Origin of the sequence: Massilia sp. (assembly GCF_032106685.1) — a bacterium.
GTDB lineage: Bacteria > Pseudomonadota > Gammaproteobacteria > Burkholderiales > Burkholderiaceae_D > Telluria.
In genome coordinates this window covers 45551-64676 of the sequence record NZ_DAMCPG010000025.1, presented here as the reverse complement: position 1 = coordinate 64676, position 19126 = coordinate 45551, and the positions used below count along the sequence as shown (strand labels likewise).

16 protein-coding genes and 1 pseudogene are annotated in these 19126 nt (G+C 68.3%); 5 read left to right on the top strand and 12 right to left on the bottom strand.

What is annotated here, in order from left to right:
• The 5 genes from kdpC to RT688_RS14715 form a co-directional block, all read right to left on the bottom strand.
• The gene (gene kdpC, locus RT688_RS14735) at positions 1-633 is read right to left on the bottom strand and encodes a potassium-transporting ATPase subunit KdpC (RefSeq protein WP_313705606.1); all 633 of its coding nucleotides are present in this window, start codon (positions 631-633) and stop codon (positions 1-3) included.
• A gap of 23 nt (positions 634-656) precedes the next feature.
• The gene (kdpB, locus tag RT688_RS14730; RefSeq protein WP_313705605.1) at positions 657-2738 is read right to left on the bottom strand and encodes a potassium-transporting ATPase subunit KdpB; all 2082 of its coding nucleotides are present in this window, start codon (positions 2736-2738) and stop codon (positions 657-659) included.
• 50 nt (positions 2739-2788) lie between these two features.
• Positions 2789-4558 carry a potassium-transporting ATPase subunit KdpA gene (kdpA, locus tag RT688_RS14725; protein ID WP_313705616.1) on the bottom strand — a complete coding sequence of 590 codons (1770 nt, stop codon included), beginning with the start codon at positions 4556-4558 and terminating at the stop codon, positions 2789-2791.
• On the bottom strand, positions 4558-4647 hold the full coding sequence (locus RT688_RS14720) for a potassium-transporting ATPase subunit F (RefSeq protein ID WP_313705604.1): 90 nt from the start codon (positions 4645-4647) through the stop codon (positions 4558-4560). The genes kdpA and RT688_RS14720 overlap by 1 nt, the downstream gene beginning before the upstream one ends.
• A 201-nt stretch (positions 4648-4848) precedes the next feature.
• Complete coding sequence (locus RT688_RS14715) at positions 4849-5607, bottom strand: TorF family putative porin (RefSeq protein WP_313705603.1); 759 nt, start codon at positions 5605-5607, stop codon at positions 4849-4851.
• A gap of 116 nt (positions 5608-5723) precedes the next feature.
• On the opposite strand from RT688_RS14715, the pseudogene RT688_RS14710 reads away from it, so the two are divergent.
• Positions 5724-6659 (top strand): annotated as a pseudogene (locus tag RT688_RS14710) (catalase); the annotation flags it as partial.
• A gap of 81 nt (positions 6660-6740) precedes the next feature.
• Here the strand turns inward: RT688_RS14710 and RT688_RS14705 are convergent.
• The 3 genes from RT688_RS14705 to RT688_RS14695 form a co-directional block, all read right to left on the bottom strand.
• Positions 6741-7640: a hypothetical protein gene (locus RT688_RS14705; protein ID WP_313705601.1), complete on the bottom strand. Its 900-nt coding sequence runs from the start codon at positions 7638-7640 to the stop codon at positions 6741-6743.
• A gap of 194 nt (positions 7641-7834) precedes the next feature.
• Complete coding sequence (locus RT688_RS14700) at positions 7835-8365, bottom strand: GNAT family N-acetyltransferase (protein ID WP_313705600.1); 531 nt, start codon at positions 8363-8365, stop codon at positions 7835-7837.
• 111 nt (positions 8366-8476) lie between these two features.
• Positions 8477-9241, bottom strand: coding sequence for a ZIP family zinc transporter (locus tag RT688_RS14695; protein WP_313705599.1), 765 nt, complete (start codon positions 9239-9241; stop codon positions 8477-8479).
• A 150-nt stretch (positions 9242-9391) separates the two neighbouring features.
• On the opposite strand from RT688_RS14695, the gene RT688_RS14690 reads away from it, so the two are divergent.
• The 3 genes from RT688_RS14690 to RT688_RS14680 all read left to right on the top strand — a co-directional run bounded on the left by RT688_RS14690 (position 9392) and on the right by RT688_RS14680 (position 13434).
• Positions 9392-10783, top strand: a complete 1392-nt coding sequence (locus tag RT688_RS14690) for a metallophosphoesterase (protein WP_313705598.1) — start codon at positions 9392-9394, stop codon at positions 10781-10783.
• Between the two features lie 337 nt (positions 10784-11120).
• Positions 11121-12305: a cation:proton antiporter gene (locus RT688_RS14685; protein WP_313705597.1), complete on the top strand. Its 1185-nt coding sequence runs from the start codon at positions 11121-11123 to the stop codon at positions 12303-12305.
• A gap of 1 nt (position 12306) precedes the next feature.
• Positions 12307-13434 carry a YbdK family carboxylate-amine ligase gene (locus tag RT688_RS14680; RefSeq protein WP_313705596.1) on the top strand — a complete coding sequence of 376 codons (1128 nt, stop codon included), beginning with the start codon at positions 12307-12309 and terminating at the stop codon, positions 13432-13434.
• 48 nt (positions 13435-13482) lie between these two features.
• On the opposite strand, the gene RT688_RS14675 is transcribed toward RT688_RS14680, so the two are convergent.
• Complete coding sequence (locus tag RT688_RS14675) at positions 13483-14034, bottom strand: MarR family winged helix-turn-helix transcriptional regulator (protein ID WP_313705595.1); 552 nt, start codon at positions 14032-14034, stop codon at positions 13483-13485.
• A 124-nt stretch (positions 14035-14158) separates the two neighbouring features.
• On the opposite strand from RT688_RS14675, the gene RT688_RS14670 reads away from it, so the two are divergent.
• Positions 14159-16534 carry a transglycosylase domain-containing protein gene (locus tag RT688_RS14670; RefSeq protein WP_313705594.1) on the top strand — a complete coding sequence of 792 codons (2376 nt, stop codon included), beginning with the start codon at positions 14159-14161 and terminating at the stop codon, positions 16532-16534.
• Between the two features lie 33 nt (positions 16535-16567).
• Here RT688_RS14670 and RT688_RS14665 read toward each other — a convergent pair whose 3' ends face one another.
• From RT688_RS14665 to RT688_RS14655, 3 genes are all read right to left on the bottom strand, one after another.
• Positions 16568-17407: a glucose 1-dehydrogenase gene (locus RT688_RS14665; RefSeq protein ID WP_313705593.1), complete on the bottom strand. Its 840-nt coding sequence runs from the start codon at positions 17405-17407 to the stop codon at positions 16568-16570.
• A gap of 50 nt (positions 17408-17457) precedes the next feature.
• Positions 17458-18600, bottom strand: a complete 1143-nt coding sequence (locus RT688_RS14660) for a mechanosensitive ion channel family protein (RefSeq protein WP_313705592.1) — start codon at positions 18598-18600, stop codon at positions 17458-17460.
• Positions 18601-18794: 194 nt separating this feature from the next.
• Positions 18795-18974, bottom strand: coding sequence for a DUF3606 domain-containing protein (locus tag RT688_RS14655; protein WP_313705591.1), 180 nt, complete (start codon positions 18972-18974; stop codon positions 18795-18797).
• Positions 18975-19126 lie beyond the last annotated feature (152 nt).

The window sequence follows — 19126 nt, the reverse complement described above, 5'->3', positions numbered from 1 at the left end:
TCAGCGAGTATCCGCTATCCGGGCTTCGTGCGCCAGCCCGGGCGCCATCCCGGCTGAGGTGTTTGCCGACATGTCGAGCGCCAGGTTCAGCGCCAGCACGTGCACGCGCGCTTCGCCGAACTGGCCAAGCCAGGGGCGCTCGGTATGCGCCTCGACCAGTTGCAGCACGCGCTCGCGCGGCAGCTTGCGGGCGGCCGCCACGCGGCCGGCCTGGTAGAGGGCCGCGGCCGGGCTGATGTGCGGATCGAGGCCGCTGGCGGACGCGGTGACGAGATCGACCGGGACCGGGGCGGCATTGCCCGGATCGGCCGCGCGCAAAGCGGCGATGCGCGCGGCGACCGCGTCCTTCAGGCCAGGGTTCAGGGGGCCCTGGTTGGCGCCGCCCGAACCGTTGGCGTTGTTCGGCATCGGCGCGGTGGCCGAAGGCCGGCCCCAGAAGTAGCCCGGCGCGGTGAAGGACTGGCCGACCAGGCTGGAACCGACCGGCTTGCCCTGGCGTTCGACCAGGCTGCCGCCGGCCTGGTGCGGCATCAGGAGCCGGGCCAGGCTTGTCGCGGCCAGCGGATAGGCCAGGCCGCAGAGCAGGGTGAGGGCCGCGAAGACGGCGAGGACGGGACGGATGGTGGATGGCATGGGAACTCCAACTGAGGCGAAATTCAGGCGAAATGGAAGAAGGCAAGCAGCATGTCGATCAGCTTGATGCCGGCGAAGGGCAGCAGCAGGCCGCCCAGGCCATACACCAGCAGGTTGCGGCGCAGCAGGGCGCTGGCGCCGACCGGCCGGTAGGCCACGCCGCGCAAGGCCAGCGGAATCAGGACCACGATGATCAGGGCGTTGAAGACCACGGCCGACAGGATGGCCGAGTCGGGACTGGACAGCCCCATCACGTTCAGCGCCGCCAGTTGCGGGTAGACGCCGACAAAGGCGGCAGGGATGATCGCGAAGTACTTGGCGACGTCGTTGGCGATCGAGAAGGTGGTCAGCGCGCCGCGCGTCATCAGCAGTTGCTTGCCGATCTCGACGATCTCGAGCAGCTTGGTCGGGTTCGAGTCGAGGTCGACCATGTTGCCGGCCTCCTTGGCCGCCTGGGTGCCCGAGTTCATAGCCACGGCGACGTCGGCCTGGGCCAGCGCCGGCGCGTCGTTGGTGCCGTCCCCGGTCATCGCGACCATCCTGCCTGCGGCCTGGTGGCTGCGGATCAGGGCCAGCTTGTCCTCGGGCGTGGCGTCGGCCAGGAAGTCGTCCACCCCGGCCTCGGCCGCGATCGCGGCGGCGGTCAGGCGGTTGTCGCCGGTGATCATCACGGTCTCGATGCCCATCTGGCGCAGCGCCGCGAAGCGCTCGCGCAATCCGCCCTTGACCACGTCCTTGAGTTCGACCACGCCCAGCACGCGGGCGCCGTCTGCGACCGCCAGCGGCGTGCTGCCGCGGCGGGCCGCATCCTCGACGCTGCGCGCCACCGCCGCCGGCCAGCTGCCGCCCAGCGCCTCGACGTGCGCCCTGAGCGCGCCGGCCGCGCCCTTGCGGATCGTGCGGCCGCCAAGGTCGACGCCGCTCATGCGGGTCTGGGCGGTGAAGGGCACGAAAGCGGCGTGCAGCTCGCCCAGCGCGCGCTCGCGGATGCCGCAGCGGGTCTTGGCCAGCACCACGATGCTGCGGCCTTCCGGCGTCTCGTCGGCCAGCGACGCCAGCTGGGCCGCGTCGGCCAGTTCGCGCTCGTCCACCCCGGGGGCCGGATGGAAAGCGCTGGCCTGGCGGTTGCCGAGGGTGATGGTGCCGGTCTTATCGAGCAGCAGCACGTCGACGTCGCCCGCCGCTTCCACCGCGCGGCCTGAGGTGGCGATCACGTTGGCGCCCATCAGGCGGCTCATGCCGGCCACGCCGATGCTCGAGAGCAGGCCGCCGATGGTGGTCGGGATCAGGCAGACCAGCAGGGCGATCAGGGTGGTCAGCGTCGCCGGCTGGCCGCCGCCCGCGGCCTCGGCGGCGAACAGCGTAAAGGGCAGCAGGGTCGCGGTCACCACCAGGAACACGATGGTGAGCGCCACCAGCAGGATGGAGAGGGCGATCTCGTTCGGGGTCTTGCGGCGTTTTGCACCTTCGACCATGCCGATCATGCGGTCCAGGAAAGTCTCGCCCGGATTGGCGGTCACGCGCACCACCAGCCAGTCCGACAGCACGCGCGTGCCGCCGGTGACGGCGCAGAAATCGCCGCCGGCCTCGCGGATCACCGGCGCGGATTCGCCCGTGATGGCGCTTTCGTCGACCGAGGCGATGCCCTCGATCGCTTCGCCGTCGATCGGGATCACGTCGCCGGCTTCGACGAGGATCACCGCGCCCTTGCGCAGATCGGTCGCCGGAACGGGAAGCCAGCCGCCGCCATGGCGCGGCGCGGCCAGTTTCTTGGCCATGGTCGCGCCCTGCAAGCCGCGCAGCGCGGCTGCCTGCGCCTTGCTGCGGCCTTCGGCCAGGCTCTCGGCGAAGTTCGCGAACAGCACGGTGAACCAGAGCCAGGCCGCGATTGCCAAGGTGAAGGAGGGCGCGGCCTGGCCGCCGCCCGCGAGCGCATGGAAGAACAGCAAGGTGGTGGCGATGCTGCCGGCGTAGACCACGAACATGACGGGACTGCGCAGCTGCACGCGCGGGTCGAGCTTGGCGAAGGCGCCGCCGACGGCGGGCAGCAGCAGTTGCGGGTCGAACAGGCGCAAGGCCTTGCCCGACGTGGGATTGGATGACATCTCGTACTCCAGAGGTGTGCCGGCGGCGCGGGCCGCCGGCGGGACGTTGTTTAGCGTGCGAACAGCTGCAGGTGCTCGGCGACCGGCCCGAGGGCGAGCGCGGGGACGTAGTTCAGCACCCCGACCAGGACCACGATCGCGACCAGGAGGAACACGAAGGTCGGGCCGTGGGTCGGCAGGGTGCCGGCGTTCGGCGGCAGGCGCGGCTTGGCGGCCAGCGAGCCGGCGATCGCCAGCACCGGCACGATGACGGCGAAGCGGCCGAACCACATCGCGATCCCGAGCATGGTGTTGTAGAAGGGCGTATTCGCCGACAGGCCGGCAAAGGCGCTGCCGTTGTTGTTGGCGGCCGAAGTAAAGGCGTACAGCACCTCGGTGAAGCCGTGGGCGCCCGGGTTGGCGATGCCGGCGCGGCCGGCGGCGCTCGTCGAGGCAAGCGCGGTCCCGGCCAGCACCAGGACCGGCACCGCGAGAATCGCGAGCGAAGCCATCTTCATCTCGAAAGCCTGGATCTTCTTGCCCAGGTATTCCGGGGTGCGGCCGATCATCAGGCCGGCCACGAACACGGCCAGGATGGCGAACACCAGCATGCCGTACAGGCCGGAGCCGACGCCGCCGAACACCACTTCGCCCAGCTGCATCAGGACCAGCGGCACCATGCCGCCCAGCGGCATGAAGGAATCGTGCATGGCGTTGACCGCGCCGCAGGAGGCGGCCGTGGTGACGACCGCGAACAGGCTGCTGGCGGCGACGCCGAAGCGCACTTCCTTGCCTTCCATGTTGCCGCCCGCCTGCAGGCCGCTTGCGGCCTGGTCGACGCCGAGCGAGTGCAGCACCGGGGATGCCTGCTGCTCGGCGGCGCCGGCGGCCAGTGCGGCGACCGCGAACATCAGCGTCATCGCGGCCAGGATCGCCCACCCCTGGCGCGGTTCGCCGACCATGCGTCCGAAGGCGAAGCACAGCGCGGCCGGGATCAGGAAGATCGCCAGCATCTGGCCGAAATTGGCCAGCGCGGTCGGATTCTCGTAGGGGTGGGCGGAATTGGCGTTGAAGAAGCCGCCGCCGTTGGTGCCGAGCAGCTTGATCGCTTCCTGCGAAGCGACCGGCCCCATCGCCAGCAGCTGGGTGCGGGCGGTCACCTCGGCGACGCTCCCGTCCGGCTGCACCTGGGAATGGGAGACCGGATCCAGCACGGCCACCTCCTTGTAGGCGTCGAGGTTCTGGATCACGCCCTGGCTGACCAGGAACAGCGAGAACAGCAGCGACAGCGGCAGCAGCACGTAGACGGTCGAGCGGGTAAGGTCGCGCCAGAAATTGCCGATCGATGCGCCGGAGCGGGCGGCGAAACCGCGGATCAGCGCGAACGCGACGGCGATGCCGGTCGCCGCCGAGAAGAAGTTCTGCCCGGCCAGCGCCAGCATCTGGGTGGCGTAACTCATGGTCTGTTCGCCGCCATAGCCCTGCCAGTTGGTGTTGGCGACGAAGCTGATGGCGGTGTTGAACGACGAGTCGGGCGATACGGCGGGCAGGCCTTGTGGATTCCAGGGCAGCCAGGCCTGCAGGCGCTGCACCGCGTAGGTGAAGACTGCCCCGAGCCCGCTGAACAGCATCACGGCCAGGGCGTAGGCGCGCCAGCCCTGTTCGGCGCCGGCAGCGGGGCCGGCGGCGCGCAGGACCAGGCGTTCGAGCGGACCCAGCAAGCCAAGCCCGCGGACGGGGCCCGTGCCGGCGACGCGGGCCAGGACGGCGCCGAGCGGCCAGGCCAGGACCAGCAGGACGAGGAGGAAGGCTGCCAGCAGCGTTAAGGATTGGACGGTGATCACAGGTCCTCCGCCTTGAACAGGGCCACCACCAGGTAGACCAGCAGGGCGCCGGCCGCAACGGCGGCGCCGAGATAAAGGATGTTCATTGTTTGCCCTCCAGCCGCGCACAGAGCGCGCAGAGAAGGCAGGACAGGGCCGTGAAGCTGGAAAGTAGGCCGATAAAGACAAGATCCATGGGGTGCTTTCGCTTGTTTTTGTTGTGGGAAGCGTAAGGCGGGGCGCCTAAAGATGGGATAAAGAGCTGCCCCGCCGCTGTAAACAACGCGTAAAAACGCTGCGTTCCCGCTTCAGAAGGTACGGCCCAGCGTCACCACCAGTGCACGGCCGCCGAGGAACTTGCCGTTGGCCGGCGAGGCATAAGCGCTCTCGCTGGCGTTGGTGCCGACCGCCGCGAGCGTGAGCGTGGCCGGGCCGACGTCGTGGGCCACGGCCGCCTTCCAGTCGGTGTAGCTGGCCGCGCCGAGGTGGCGCACGCGCTGGCGCCCGGCATGCAGGGTCAGCGTGGTCCGCGCGCCGGCGGGCAGGCTCAGGTTCAGATCGAGGTAGCCGCTGCCACGGGTGCCGGGCATGCCGAACAGGTTGGTGAAGGCGTGGGAGTACTTCAGGGTGGCCGCGCGGTAGCCGAGCTGGGCGTAGGCTTCGGCGCTGTTCGCATTGTCCCAGCCGGGCAGGCGTGACAGGCCGTTGGATGGGTAGAGGTAGCCGAGCAGGCCGGCGTCATAGCTGACGCCGCCGCCGAGTTCGCCGCGGCGGCCGCTGTAGAGGTCGAGTTCGACGCTGCCGGAGCCGCCGGCGTCGCGCGTCCAGGTGATCGACGAGGCCCAGGCGCCGGCGTACCAGCCGGAGGCGGCGACAAGGTCGGCGCCGGCCTGGAGCGCCGGCTGCAAGCGGGTCTGCGAGATGCCGCGGTAGCGGTAGTCGGAAACGAGGGCGACGTTGGCGCCGATGGCGGCGTCGTCGTCGGCGGTGTTGTCGATGGCTTGCCGGGCGTGGACGGCGCCGGTGATGCCGGCCAGGCTGGCGGCCAGCAGGAGGATGGTTTTCATGTTGGTTTTTTCCGGTGAATCGATGACATGCCCGCCGGGGGCGACAGGCTTCGAACAGCCCGGCCAGCTTAGCCAGGCGGCCGTAAAAACGGTCTAAAAAGCGGGGCCGCCGCCGTCTGCGCGACGTGCGCGGCTTCGCCACCAGGTTCTATACCGACGAAGGCATCTGGGACCTGGTCGGCAACACATCCCGGTGTTCTTCATCCAGGACGCGACAACGCAAGGGCGAGTCGCGCTTCTGCAAGTGCCACTGGTCGCCGCTTGCCGGCACCCACTCCCTGGTCTGGAACGAAGCGGTGAAGCTGGCCGGCGCCGACCCCGACTTCCACCGGCGCGACCTGTGGGAAGCGTTCGAGGCCGGCCACTTCCGGGTCCAGACCCCGGCCGTGCGCGAGCGCATCGTCGCCGGCCTGGTGAACATCGACCCCGGCCTGGCCGCCGCCGTCGCCGGGCAGCTCGGCATCGAGGTGCCGCCGCCGCTGCCGCCTTCGACCAACCTGCCGATCCCCGACTATCCGCCATCGCCGCCGCTGTCGCTGCTGGCGCGGCCCGGCAAGACCGGCATCCGCACGCGCCGCATCGCGCTGCTGGTGGCGTCCGGCATCGACGGCGACATCGTGCGCGAGCTGTATGCGGCCTTGCTGAAGGAGGGCGCCCAGCCGCGCCTGGTCGGCCAGCGCCTGGGCAAGGCCGAGTCCTTCAACGGCCATCCGCTGAACGTCGAGATCACCCTGGAAACCAGCCCCTCGGTGATGTACGACGCGCTGGTCCTGCCGCCGGGCGAGGCCGCCATGCTGGCCCTCAGCCGCGACGGCCGCGCGATCGAGTTCGTGCGCGAGCAGTACCGCCACCTGAAACCCATCCTGGCCCTGGGCAGCGGCGCGACCCTGCTGCAGGCGGCCGGCATTCCGCCGCGGCTGCCCGACGGCGGCGAGGACTGGGGGCTGGTGGTGGCCGAGGAGGCCGACGCCGCGGTGGCCTTCGCCGCCTTCAAGGCGGCGGTGGTGCGGCACCGGGTGTACGAACGGGAAACGGATCCGCCCCGGGTCTAGTCCGCGCCCCTTGCCTGCGCCGCAGGGGCGGCGCGGGCGCGAAGAGGCAAGGGATCGCGCCCGGACCTGTTCCGGGCGCTCCTAGCGGCCCACGCCCGCGCTCGAGACCGATGGAATTGCCTTGATCGCATCCTTGTCGATCAGGTGCCACACCAACACCTGGTAGAGATCCGCCGTATGCGATTTCAGGCTTTCCGCAATATTCCGGCTCATGGCCGCATGCACGTCGTAGCTGACACCTTGGGCTTTCAGCCTGGTTTCGGCCTGCGCGGCGACCGCGCTCGTCGTGCCTTGGGTAAGATCGATCGTCAGCCACAAGACGCCGGCGGCGTTGATGAGCTTGCCTTCGCCGCGGCGGATCATATCGGCGCATTCCTTGTACTTGTCCGTCTGCCACAGGTCGCGATACACATTGTCGGCAAGCGCGAATTCGTAGAACGTGCCCTTGGCTTTATAGCTGCTGCCGCTGACGCCCTGGTAGGCTGCCTGCAGCGTTGCCTTGACATCGTCGAGTTTTCCGGGCGGGATCAGGCCGAGTGCGTTCATGTTGTCGAGATCCGCCTTCACCGCGCCGCTGACGTCGATCGCGATCTTCACGTCGCGCGTATAGTCGACCTCCCTGCCGCTCGCCGAACGCTTGAATTTGACATCTTCCGGCTTGAACGGATGCGTGCCGCTTTTCGAACAATAAAGCGGCGTGCCGCCGCTGGCATCGACGCTCATGTAACCGATCACCGCACGCGCCGCCGAAATCGGCTCCATCGGGCTTTCGATATCCGGGCTGAAAGGAGTGATATACAGATGAAAAGGCGTCCCGCTACCGTAGATCACGCACTTCTCGAGTCCACAGACGGTCTTGCTGGTGAAATCCCCGTCCGGAAGCGTGTATTTTTTCGGGAAAAACGGCGCCGCCGCCGCAACGCTCGTCGTCGCTATCGCGGTCAGAAAGCCCGCGGCCAGAAGAGAAGATTTGCCGATCATGGTAGCCCTGGTAGTGGAATAATTGTTGTGCTGCCGAGGTAGCGGCAGCTAGGTGTTATTACGCCAGGAAGTATATTTCTGTCTACTATTAGTTGCAACTTTTGCGTGACGATATTCGGCGCGCCAGGGCCGGTGACGTGCGCCAGCGCGCCATTGCGGACCTGGCGAACAGCTTCGCGCGCGGTGCTGCCGGCCTAGCCGACCGGGCTTCCCCGCTCACGCGTATAGACGCCGACCGCTTTGCCGTGAATCTCGGTGTCCGCTTCGTACGTCAGCCCAAGGCGCCTGGCGACCCGCAGCGACGATTCGTTGGCCGGGGCGATGACGGCCCTGACCTTGGGTTCGCGCCGGATCTCGAGCGCATGGTGCAGGGCCGCCGCCGCCGCTTCGCTCGCGTATCCGCGGCCCCAGCAGGCACGATAGGTATTCCAGCCCAGCTCCATTACGATGCAGTCCTCGCGAAAGAAGGCGCCGACGTTCCCGACGAGTTCACCGCTCTCCTTTTCCTCGACAGTCCACCATCCGGCGCCATGGATCAGCCAGAGCCCCGCCTGCGAACAGAAGATGCGCCAGGCCGCCTGGCGGTCGTTCGCTCCCAGGTGGGCCGCGGCGACGGGATCGGCCAGATGCGCCGCGAACGCATCGAAGTCTTCGCGCCTGTATGCGCGAAGCAGGAGCCGCTCGGTGCGAAGGCTTGGAACGGAAGTGACGAACTCGGTGTTCATGCGCTGGTTTCCCTTGTGCGAAGGACTGGTTTCGCCGTTAGCGGACCGGCAATACGCTTCAGTGTACCGGGCTGTTGCCGTCGACGGAACCAGGGGTTTTGCCAGGCACGCTCAAGCGCCCATCTTGCTGAGCGCGAACGCCGACAGGAACCCCGCCACCGTGATCAGCCCGGCGAAATCGCGCGCCTCGTCGAAGGCCTCGGGAATCATGGTATCGACCAGCATCGCCAGGATCGCCCCGGCCGCCACCGCCGTGGTGGCCGCCACCACGCCGCCGGAGACGCTCTCGAAGGCGGTATAGCCCACCAGGGCCGCCAGGCCGGAGGCGGCGGCGATCGCGCCCCAGATGCCGAAAATGTAGACGGCCGAGCGGCCGGCCTTCTTCATGCCGGCCGCGCTCGACAGGCCTTCCGGCACGTTCGAGAGGAAGATCGCCGACACCGCCACCAGGCTGACCTTGCCGCCGCCCAGCATCGACAGGCCGATCACGATCGATTCCGGTATCCCGTCGAGCAGGGCGCCGACCGCGATCGCCATGCCGCTGCCGCCGTTGTCGGCCGCTTTCGGCTGCTGTTCGCCGGAGCGTTTGCGGTGCTTCGCCCCCTGGCGCGACAGCAGCCAGTTGGCCAGGGTGTAGATCGCGGCGCCGGCCAGGAAGCCGAGCGCGGTCGAGGCGAAGCCGCCCTTGCGGTAGGCCTCCTCCATCAGCTCGAAGGAGAGGGCCGAGATCAGCACGCCGCTGCCGAAGGCCATGATGGCGGCGATCAGGCGCGGCGGCACCTTCACCCAGTAGCCGACCGCGGCGCCGACCAGCAGGGCGCCGCCCGCCACCAATCCCCAGAACCCGGCCTGCAACCACAGCGGAATGCCACCCATGCCATTCTCCAACATTGTTGTGCTTGTCAAAATGCTACTCGCAAGCGCGAAAGCAGGGCGTCCGCCTGCCGCGGCATTCACCGCCCGGTCATACGGCTGTGATACATTCGGCACTTTTGCAGGGAAGCACTCTCCATGAAAACGAGCCCGATGACATCGCGTTTCAAGACAGGTCTCGCCGTCCTGGTGCCGGCCGCCGTGCTGGCGGGCTGCGCCAGCTATGCGCCGCAGCCGCCGGGCATCGAATCGGCCTTCGTCGTGATCGGCGAGAACGGCCAGGCCACCGCCCGCGTCATCACCGCCGAGTCCGCGTGTCCGCCGCTGCGGGTCGACGGCAACCTGATGCCGATGCGGGTGCGGGTGCCGATGTCGAGCATCCCGGCGCGCGCCGGCCAGCCGCACACGCCGCCCTCGAAGGCGGTGCTGACCTGCGAGGCGCCGATCCCGGCCGGAACCTTCACCGCGCGCGTGGGGGAGATGGCGCTGCCGGTGCCGAAGGCGGACCCGCAACGCATCGTCGTCATCGGCGACACCGGCTGCCGCCTGAAGGGCAAGGAATTCCAGGACTGTAACGACCCCGAGGCCTTTCCCTTCGCGCGGGTGGCGGCCAGCGCCGCGGCCTTCAGGCCGTACCTCGTGATCCACGTCGGCGACTACCACTACCGCGAAGACCCGTGCCCGACGAACCGTCCCGGTTGCGCCGGCAGCCCCTACGGCTACGGCTACGACGCCTGGGCCGCCGACTTCTTCACGCCGGCGCGCAAGCTGCTCGCGGCCGCGCCCTGGGTGCTGGCGCGCGGCAACCACGAGAACTGCACGCGCGGCGGGCAGGGCTGGTGGCGCTACCTCGATCCGCGCCCCTTCGAGGCAGGGCGCGACTGCGACGATCCGGCGAACGACGCGCTGGGCGAACACAGCGACCCCTACGCCGTGCCGCTCGGCGGCGACGCCCAGCTGATCGTGTTCGACACCGCCAACACCAGCTGGAAGGGCCTGGCGAAAACCGACCCGCGCCGCGCCCGCTATGCCGACACCTGGCGCAAGGTCGAGCAGCTGGCGCGCGGCGCGGCCTACAACATCGCCGTCGACCACCATCCGCTGTTCGCCTTCGGCGCCAACCGCGACGCGCAGAGCGGCGCCATCACCCTGTTCGGCGGCGACCGCGGCCTGCTCGACGCCTTCGGCGACGTCGACCCCGGCTACCTGCCGCGTTCGATCAGCATGCTGCTCTCGGGCCACGTGCACCTGTGGGAACAGCTCAGCTTCTCGAGCCCGCACCCGACCCAGTTCGTGGCCGGGTTCTCGGGCACGGCCGAGGACATCGTGCCGCTGCCGGAAAGCGTGCCGCCCGGGCAGCAGCCCGCGCCGGGCGCCGTGGTCGAGGCGATGGGCTCCTGGATCGACGGTTTCGGCTTCATGACGATGCAGCGTACCGGCCCGGACGCATGGCAGGTCGCGGTCTGGGACCGCGACGGCAAACGCAAGAACAGCTGCAGCGTGAAGGGCCGCCGCTCGCGCTGTGAAGTTGCTCAAGTGAAATGATGTCAATACATTTCATCAAATATAGTTGCCAAGGAAATATAGATCGGGCAATATAGCGCCATCGGAACCGCCGCCACGGCGGGCTCTCGATCAGCGATGAGGCGTTCATTCGTTTCTTTTGGGCCCCCGGTCATCCCGGGGGCCATTTTTCGCGGGAGGCCCACCGCCCGGTGGTGCCAACTACTGAGAGCATCTAACAAAAGCGCCAGGGCAAGGGATGTGGCCACCCGACGCAGCGTCGAAGACGGTACCTTGGTACGGCGAGACGATGCAACGCAGCCATGGCGGTTTTGTTAGGCGCTCTTGGCCGTTCTCCCGCTCTTCCTGGAGGACACGCATGCCCGATTTTTCCGATCTCGGACTCCAACTCGCCTGGCCGCTGGCCATGACGCTGGCCTGGATGGCCGGCGAACTGTTCTACCGCTGGACCGCGCTGCCGCGCATCGCCGTCTATGGCCTGGCCGGTTTCGTGTTCGGCAACCTGGCCGCCGGCTACCTGCCGCCGTCCGAAGCGAAGAACTTCATGTTGCTGGCCAACCTGGGCTTCGGCTTGATCCTGTTCGAACTCGGATACCGCATCAACCTGCGCTGGCTGCGCAACAATCCCTGGATCGTCGCGACCTCGCTGCTGGAAGCGGTCTGCACCTTCGCCGCGGTCTACGTGGTCGCCCAGCTGTGCGGCATGGAGCGCCTGCCGGCCGCGCTGACGGCCTCGCTGGCCATGTCGAGTTCGCCCGCCGGCCTGCTGCGCGTGCTGAACGAGCAGGGCGCCGCCGGGCAAGTCACCGAGCGCGCGATGCACCTGACCGCCCTGAACTGCGTGATGGCGGTGTTCACCTTCAACATCGTGGTCGGGATCGGCGTGTTCCAGACCTCGGGCGACATCGCCCACGCCGCCGCCAGCAGCCTGCTGGTGCTGGTGGCATCGAGCGGCCTGGGCGCGCTGTTCGGGGCCCTGGTGCCGCTCTGGCTGCGCATGATCGACGCCTCGCGCGACGGCACCCTGGCCTTCGCGCTGGCGGTGGTCCTGCTGGTCGCCATCACCTCGGTGCTGCCGCTGTCGCCGGTACTGGCCGCGCTCACCTTCGGCCTGGTGGCGCGCCACCGCCGCATCGCCCTCAGCCCGGCGCAGCGCAACTTCGGCGTGCTCGGCGACCTGCTGACGGTGCTGATGTTCTTCTTCGTGGCGACCAAGGTGCAGCTCGAGCACGTCAGCGGCGGCATCGCCCTCGGCCTCCTGCTGGTGCTGGTGCGGGCCGCGGTGAAGGTTTCGGTCTGCACCCTGTTCGCACGCGTGTCGGGCATCTCGGCGCGCAAGGGCGCGCTGTCGGGTCTGGCATTGACGCCGATGGCGGTGTTCGCGATCATCCTGATGGAGCAGACCCGCTGGATCGGCGTCGACCTGTTCGACAGCCTGGCGCCGCTGGCCGCGGTGATGCTGCTGCTCGACGTCGCCGGACCGATCCTGACCCAGCGCGCGGTGGTCTGGGCCAACGAAACCCGTACCGGAAAGGAGGCCTGACATGGCACTCGAACGATTCGCACAATCGCAGCCGCTCACCATGGGCGTCGAGCTGGAGCTGCAGCTGGTGAGCCTGTCGGACTTCGACCTGGTCGCGGCCTCGCCGGACATGCTCGAACTGCTGGGGCGCGCGCCTTTCCCCGGCAACGTCACGCCCGAGATCACCGAGAGCATGATCGAGATTAATTCGAGTGTGCACACCCACCACGGCGAGCTGCTGGAGGAACTGCGCCGGATCCGCGACACGCTGCTGCGCGCCGGCGACACCCTGAATGTCGGCGTCTGCGGCGGCGGCACCCACCCGTTCCAGCAGTGGTCGCAGCGCAAGATCTTCTCGAAGCCGCGCTTTCGCGAAGTCTCGGCCCTGTACGGCTACCTGGCCAAGCAGTTCACCGTGTTCGGCCAGCACGTGCACATCGGCTGCGGCTCGGGCGACGAGGCGCTGTTCCTGCTGCATGCGTTGAACCGCTACATCCCGCATTTCATCGCGCTGTCGAGTTCCTCGCCCTTCCTGCAAGGCAGCGACACGCGCTTCAATTCGGCGCGCCTGAACTCGGTGTTCGCCTTCCCGCTGTCGGGCCGCGCGCCCTTCCTGCTCAGTTGGGAAGCCTTCGAGCGCGACTACTTCGCGCGGATGGAAAACACCGGCATCGTGAAGAGCATGAAGGACTTCTACTGGGACCTGCGGCCGAAACCCGAATACGGCACCATCGAGCTGCGCGTCTGCGACACGCCGCTGACGGTGGAGCGCGCCGCCGCGCTGGCCTGCTACCTGCAGGCGCTGTGCCGCCATCTGCTGGAACGCAACGAGCCGCCGCCGCTGGAAGACGACTACCTGGTCTATAACTACAACCGCTTCCAGGCCTGCCGCTTCGGCCTGGACGGCACCCTGGTCCATCCGCAGACCCACGAGACGCTCTCGCTGCGCGAGGACATCCTGACCACCCTGCGCCACCTGGAGCCGCATGCGAAGGCGCTGGGCAGCGAGGCCGCGCTCGAGCACCTGTACCAGGAGACCCATACCGGCAGCGACGCCGCCTTCCTGCGCGCGGCGCACGAGGACGGCGGCAGCCCGGAGGCGATCGTCGACGCCGCGCTGCGGCGCTTCCGCGAAGGCCTGCCGGCCTAGTGCCGCCGGGCGAAGCGGGAAGGGCAGGAAAGCAGGAACAAGTCGGGTTCAGGCCTCGCCGAGCGGCACGTGGGCGTCGGCCTCGTCGACCGCGAGCAGCGCGATCAGCGCGCCCAGGTCCTGTTCGAGGCGCGCCAGCGTCGCCGCGTCGAGGCTGGACAGGGCGTCGGGCAGCACGCCGGCGAAGGGCACCGGCGCGCGCTGCAGCACGGCGTCGGCGGCGGGCAGGGTGCGCAGGGCGACGCCGCGCCGGTCCTGGCCCTCGCGCGCGCTGGCGATCAGGCCGCGGCCGCCCAGGGCGCGCACCAGGTTGCTGGCGGTCGACTGGTGGATGTCGAGCGCGCGCGCCAGTTCGGTGACGCCGATGCCGGGCGACTGCGCGATCACGGACAGCGCCCACAGTTGGGCGCCGCCCAGGCCGGCATCGCGCTCGACCTGGCGAAAATGGTTTTTCACCGCATTGAAGACGATGCGGAACTGGCGCAGCACGCGCGTTTCGGGGGCGAGCTGGCCCTGATGGTTCTGTTCAGACATGGCGCCATCATAGCGGAAACCGCCGTCCATCGGGCCGGGTTCCTGGCCGCACGATGCGCGTCCCATGCCCCACGCTGCTGTCCGCTATACTTGGCGCCTGGAGAACCAACAAGGCGCAAGGACATCAGTGGATCAGGACGAGAAGACCGACAACGACATTCGGCACGACATTCGGCGGCAGGCAAGGAAGTTGTTCGGGGGTGCGGGCAGCCGCGCCCAGGCCGGCGTACGGCGCGCCCACGGCATCCTGCAAGGGCGGCCGCGCTGGGAGCAGGCGGTCCTGGTCGCCCTGTGGGCGGCGGCGGCGCTGCTGATCGCCTTGCTGGCCTACCTGCTGGTCCTGATTCCGCTCACGCCCGGCGTCGACGACCTGAAGCAGGTCACCAGCGCGCGCCCGAGTGTCATCATGTCGAGCGACGGGCGCGAACTGGGCACCTTCGAACAAGGCCTGCAGGAACGCGTCAAGCTGTCCCAGGTTTCGCCGCACGTGGTGGCGGCGCTGATCTCCACCGAGGACCACCGCTTCTACGACCACCACGGCGTCGATTTCACGCGCATCGCCGGCGCCCTGCTGGCCAGCCTGAAGGGCGACGCCCAGGGCGGTTCGACCATCACCCAGCAGCTGGCGCGCAACATGTTCCCCGAGGAGATCGGCCGCGCGCGCAGCGTCAACCGCAAGCTCAAGGAACTGATCACCGCCATCAAGATCGAGAACACCTACAGCAAGACCGAGATCCTGGAAGCCTACCTGAACACGGTGCCCTTCCTGTACAACGCGCGCGGCATCGAGATGGCGGCCCGCACCTATTTCGACAAGCCGGCCGCGAAGCTGGACGTGCTGGAGGCGGCGACGCTGGTCGGCATGCTGAAGGGGACCTATTACTATAATCCGGTCACCAACCCCGAGCGCTCCCTCAACCGGCGCAACGTGGTGCTGGGCCAGATGCGCAAGCACGGCCACCTGACCGACGCGCGCTTCAAGGCCCTGGCCAGGCGCCCGCTGAAGCTGCGCTTCGAACGCCAGCTCGACCGCAGCGGCCGCGACAACCACTTCACCGCCTACGTGCGCAAGTGGCTGCTGGAGTGGGCCAACGAGAACGACTACGACCTCGAACTCGACGGCCTGGTGGTCGAGACCACGCTCGACGCCGGGCTGCAGCAGGCCGCGCTGCGCGCGGTGGAGCGCCAGGCCGGCGCCCTGCAGGCGGTGGCCGACGTCGAATGGGCCAACTCCTGGGTGCCGGGCGCCAGTTCGACCGCCACCTACACCGCGATGCGCTCGAGCGTGAAGCCGTTCGACTACTACTGGCGCACCCACGGCGACCAGCTCGACGCTTTCGTCCGCGAGTCGGGCGAGTACCGCCGCGCCGTGGAAGGCGGCGAGGCGCCGGCCGCCGCGCTCAAGCGCCTGAAAGCCGACCGCGACTTCCTGCGCGGCCTGAAGGAAGCCAAGTCGCGCCTGGAAGCAGGCTTCGTCGCGATGGACCCGGCCACCGGCGAGGTCAAGGCCTGGGTCGGCAGCCGCGACTTCGCGCGCGACCAGTACGACCACGTGGCCCAGGCCGCGCGCCAGCCCGGCTCCACCTTCAAGCCCATCGTCTACGGCGCGGCGCTGGAAAGCGGCATCCCGCCCGAGCAGACCTACGCCGACACGGTGATGGACTTCGACATGGGCAACGGCAAGGTCTGGCGCCCGACCGACATGTCCGGCACTAGCGGCCGCCAGGTGACGCTGCGCGAGGGCCTGGTGCACTCGAAGAACACGATCACGGCCCAGGTCATGCAGGACGTCGGCCTGCCGTCGGTGATCAAGCTGGCGCGCAACATGGGCATCCGCCAGAGCAAGCTGGCTTCGGTGCCGTCGCTGGCCCTGGGCACCAGTCCGGTGACCCTCCTCGAAATGGTGAACACCTACGCGACGATCGCCGCCCAGGGCCAGTACCGCAAGCCGGTGTTCGTGCGCCGCATCCTGGACCGCGACGGCAAGGTCATCGCCGACTTCGCCAGCGTGGCGCCCGAGCGCGCGCTGTCGCAGGCGACCAGCGAAACCCTGATCGACATCCTGCGCGGCGTCGTCACGCGCGGCACCGGCACCGCGGTGCGCTACCGCTTCGGCGTCACCGGCGACGTCGCCGGCAAGACCGGCACCACCCAGAACAATGCCGACGGCTGGTTTATCCTGATGCACCCGAACCTGGTGGCCGGCGCCTGGGTCGGCTTCAACGACAACCGCGTCACCATGCGCAGCAACTACTGGGGGCAGGGCGGCCACAACGCGATCCTGCTGGTGGGCGACTTCTTCAAGACCGCGCTCGACGAGGGCAAGATCGACAAGGATGCGCTGTTCCCGGGCGGACGCAAGCCGGAACCGGTGCGCGTACGGGAAGAGGAGCCGGAAGAGGACTATGACGACTCGGGCGAGCTGTACGAAGGCGTGCCGGCCGACGAGCCGGTCGAGGTGATCGTGCCGCAGGCGGACGAAGCGGTCGAGGTCGAGACCGTGCCCGAGGAAGAACTGCCGCCGCCTCCGCCGCCGCCGACGCCGGTGCCGTCGCCGCTGTTCTGATCGTAGGGTGGGCACGGGGTGCCCACCCTACATTTACAGAATCGGCGTCCCGCCCGTCACCGCGATGCGCGCGCCGGAAATATAGCTCGCCTGGCTCGATGCCAGCATCACGTACACCGGCGCCACCTCGGCCGGCTGGCCGGGCCGCTTCATCGGCACCTGCTGGCCGAAGCTTTCCACTTCTTCCGGCGGCATGGTCGAGGGAATCAGCGGTGTCCAGATCGGCCCCGGCGCCACCGAGTTGACGCGGATGCCTTGCTCGGCCAGCAGCTGGGCCAGGCCGGCGCTGAAGTTGGCGATCGCGCCCTTGGTGGCCGCGTAGGCGAGCAAGGTCGGCTTCGGCTTGTCCGAGTTGATCGAGGTGGTGTTGATGATCGAGGAACCCGGCCCCATGTGCTTCACCGCCGCCTTGCAGATGTGGAACATGGCGGTGATGTTCACCTTGAACGTGTAGTCCCATTCGTCGTCGGGGATCTCTTCCAGCGATTCGCGTGTCATCTGGAAGGCGGCGTTGTTGACCAGGACGTCGATGCGGCCGAATTCCTGCACGGCGCGGTCGACGATGGCGCGGCAGTGCGCCGGCTCGGCCAGGTCGCCCGGCACCAGGACCGCCTTGCGGCCCGCCTCCTCGACCAGGCGCGCGGTTTCCTTCGCGTCCTCGTGCTCGTTGAGGTAGGCGATCAGCACGTCCGCCCCCTCGCGCGCGAAGGCGAGGGCGACGGCGCGGCCGATGCCGCTGTCGGCGCCGGTGATCACGGTCGCCTTGCCGGCCAGCTTGCCGGAGCCCTGGTAGCTGGTCTCGCCGTGGTCGGCCTTCGGTGTGAGTTCCTTCTCGCTGCCCGGGGGCTGCTGTTGCTGCTTGGGCTGGTTCATCGACACATCCTCCTTCGTTCAACGTGGTTGGAACGGCAGCCTAAAGGTGGCTACACGCCTTTCGGCAGGCTGCGCAGGGCTGCCGGGGAACGCACCCGGCCCTCGATCGGCAGTTCGGGGGCGGCGTTCTCGGCCGGCTCCTGCAGCAGCAGCTGCTGGGCGCGCGGCGCGCTCGAGATGCCGAGCTCGTGCAGCATCCGCATCGCATCGAGCAGGATGGCCTGCTGGGTATCCATGAACAGGTCGTAGCTCGCATCGAGCATGGTGTAGACGATTTCGTACTCGATGAAGTTCTGGTCGAATTTGCTCAGGTGGGCGCGGTCGAAGCGCGCCTTGTCGCGCTTGCCGATGATTTCCTTCAGCGCCGGCGGCACCTGGGCCGCCAGCGCCGGCGGCGTGTCCGGATGGGCGCGCAGGTTGAACACGATGCGCCGGGTTTCCATGCGCTTGAAGTTCGACACCGTGCTCTTGAGCAGGTCGGCGTTGGAAATCACGATCTGCTCGCCGCCCAGGGCGCGGATGCGGGTGGTCTTCAGGCCCACCTTCTCGACGGTGCCCGAAATATTGTTGGTCGAGACGAAGTCGCCGACCTCGAACGGCTTGTCTATCGCGATCGAGAGCGAGGCGAACAGGTCGCCCAGCACGTTCTGCACCGCCAGCGCGATGGCGATACCGCCGATCCCGAGGCTGGCGACGAAGGTGGTGACGTTGATGCCCAGGTTCGACAGCAGGGCCAGGGCGAAGATCACCCAGACCGTGGTCTGCAGCACCCAGATGATCAGGGTGTGCGCGATCGTCACCTGGGAATCGACGCCGGCCGGGTTATGGCTACGGAAGTAACGGCGCGCGGTGACCTTGATCGCGCTGTGCAGGTAGATCGCCAGCTGCAGGCCCAAGGTCAGGAACCACAGGTGGCCGATGCGTGCGTTCCAGGGCGGCGGCAGGTCGAGCGCGGACAGGCCGATCAGGACGGCGGTGGCGAACACCACCAGGTTGCTGGTGCGCGCGAGCGTCTTGCGCAGCACTTCGGCGACGGGGCGGTGGGCCCACTCGTCGCTGAGCTGGTCGAGACGGCGCCGGAACAGCATCAGTACGCCATGGATGGCGGCGAAGGCGGCTACGCCGAGCGCCAGGGCGAACAGGGCATTGGGCAGGGTGATGTCGAGCGAATCGACGAAGGCGCGGAAATCCACATTGGGCTCCTTTCAAGACGAGGATGGCGCAAGGGCGCGCGGGAAGCTACGGTGCCGCCGGCCGCGCTGTCGCACAATATGGCGCGGCGCGGCGCGGCGCGGGGCGGAAAGGACGCGCGGGGCGTCCGAAGAGGTGCGATGGTATCCGGGGCGGGAAGGGCTCCTGCCCCGGATACCCGCCGGAGGCCGTTTCCTTACTTGCGTCCGAGATGGTCGCGCACGGCGCTGACCGAAGGGCCAACGGCTTTCACGGCGCGCTCGAGTTCTTCCTTGCTGACGCCGAGGGCCTCGGTCCAGTGACGTACTTCCCATTCCTCGTGCACGTTGATGCGCGAACGGTCCTGTTGGCCGCGGTTTTCCAGATTGTCGGACATGATGAGCTCCTATTGACGAGTTTGGAACGAATATGCCACCGGACACAGCCATGGTCGGTTAGGCATTTCACCTTGCGTTCGCATTTCTTTCGCGCAGCTCTGCTGGAAAGTTCCTTGCCGTCAGCAAGCGAATTTGATCGAGCTCATCTGAA

What these genes read in the sequence shown, in the direction of transcription:
- kdpC (WP_313705606.1), bottom strand. Translation starts at nt 633, where the DNA reads ATGCCATCCACCATCCGTCCCGTCCTCGCCGTCTTCGCGGCCCTCACC.
- kdpB (WP_313705605.1), bottom strand. Translation starts at nt 2,738, where the DNA reads ATGTCATCCAATCCCACGTCGGGCAAGGCCTTGCGCCTGTTCGACCCG.
- RT688_RS14720 (WP_313705604.1), bottom strand. Translation starts at nt 4,647, where the DNA reads ATGAACATCCTTTATCTCGGCGCCGCCGTTGCGGCCGGCGCCCTGCTG.
- RT688_RS14715 (WP_313705603.1), bottom strand. Translation starts at nt 5,607, where the DNA reads ATGAAAACCATCCTCCTGCTGGCCGCCAGCCTGGCCGGCATCACCGGC.
- RT688_RS14705 (WP_313705601.1), bottom strand. Translation starts at nt 7,640, where the DNA reads ATGATCGGCAAATCTTCTCTTCTGGCCGCGGGCTTTCTGACCGCGATA.
- RT688_RS14700 (WP_313705600.1), bottom strand. Translation starts at nt 8,365, where the DNA reads ATGAACACCGAGTTCGTCACTTCCGTTCCAAGCCTTCGCACCGAGCGG.
- RT688_RS14695 (WP_313705599.1), bottom strand. Translation starts at nt 9,241, where the DNA reads ATGGGTGGCATTCCGCTGTGGTTGCAGGCCGGGTTCTGGGGATTGGTG.
- RT688_RS14690 (WP_313705598.1), top strand. Translation starts at nt 9,392, where the DNA reads ATGACATCGCGTTTCAAGACAGGTCTCGCCGTCCTGGTGCCGGCCGCC.
- RT688_RS14685 (WP_313705597.1), top strand. Translation starts at nt 11,121, where the DNA reads ATGCCCGATTTTTCCGATCTCGGACTCCAACTCGCCTGGCCGCTGGCC.
- RT688_RS14680 (WP_313705596.1), top strand. Translation starts at nt 12,307, where the DNA reads ATGGCACTCGAACGATTCGCACAATCGCAGCCGCTCACCATGGGCGTC.
- RT688_RS14675 (WP_313705595.1), bottom strand. Translation starts at nt 14,034, where the DNA reads ATGGGACGCGCATCGTGCGGCCAGGAACCCGGCCCGATGGACGGCGGT.
- RT688_RS14665 (WP_313705593.1), bottom strand. Translation starts at nt 17,407, where the DNA reads ATGAACCAGCCCAAGCAGCAACAGCAGCCCCCGGGCAGCGAGAAGGAA.
- RT688_RS14655 (WP_313705591.1), bottom strand. Translation starts at nt 18,974, where the DNA reads ATGTCCGACAATCTGGAAAACCGCGGCCAACAGGACCGTTCGCGCATC.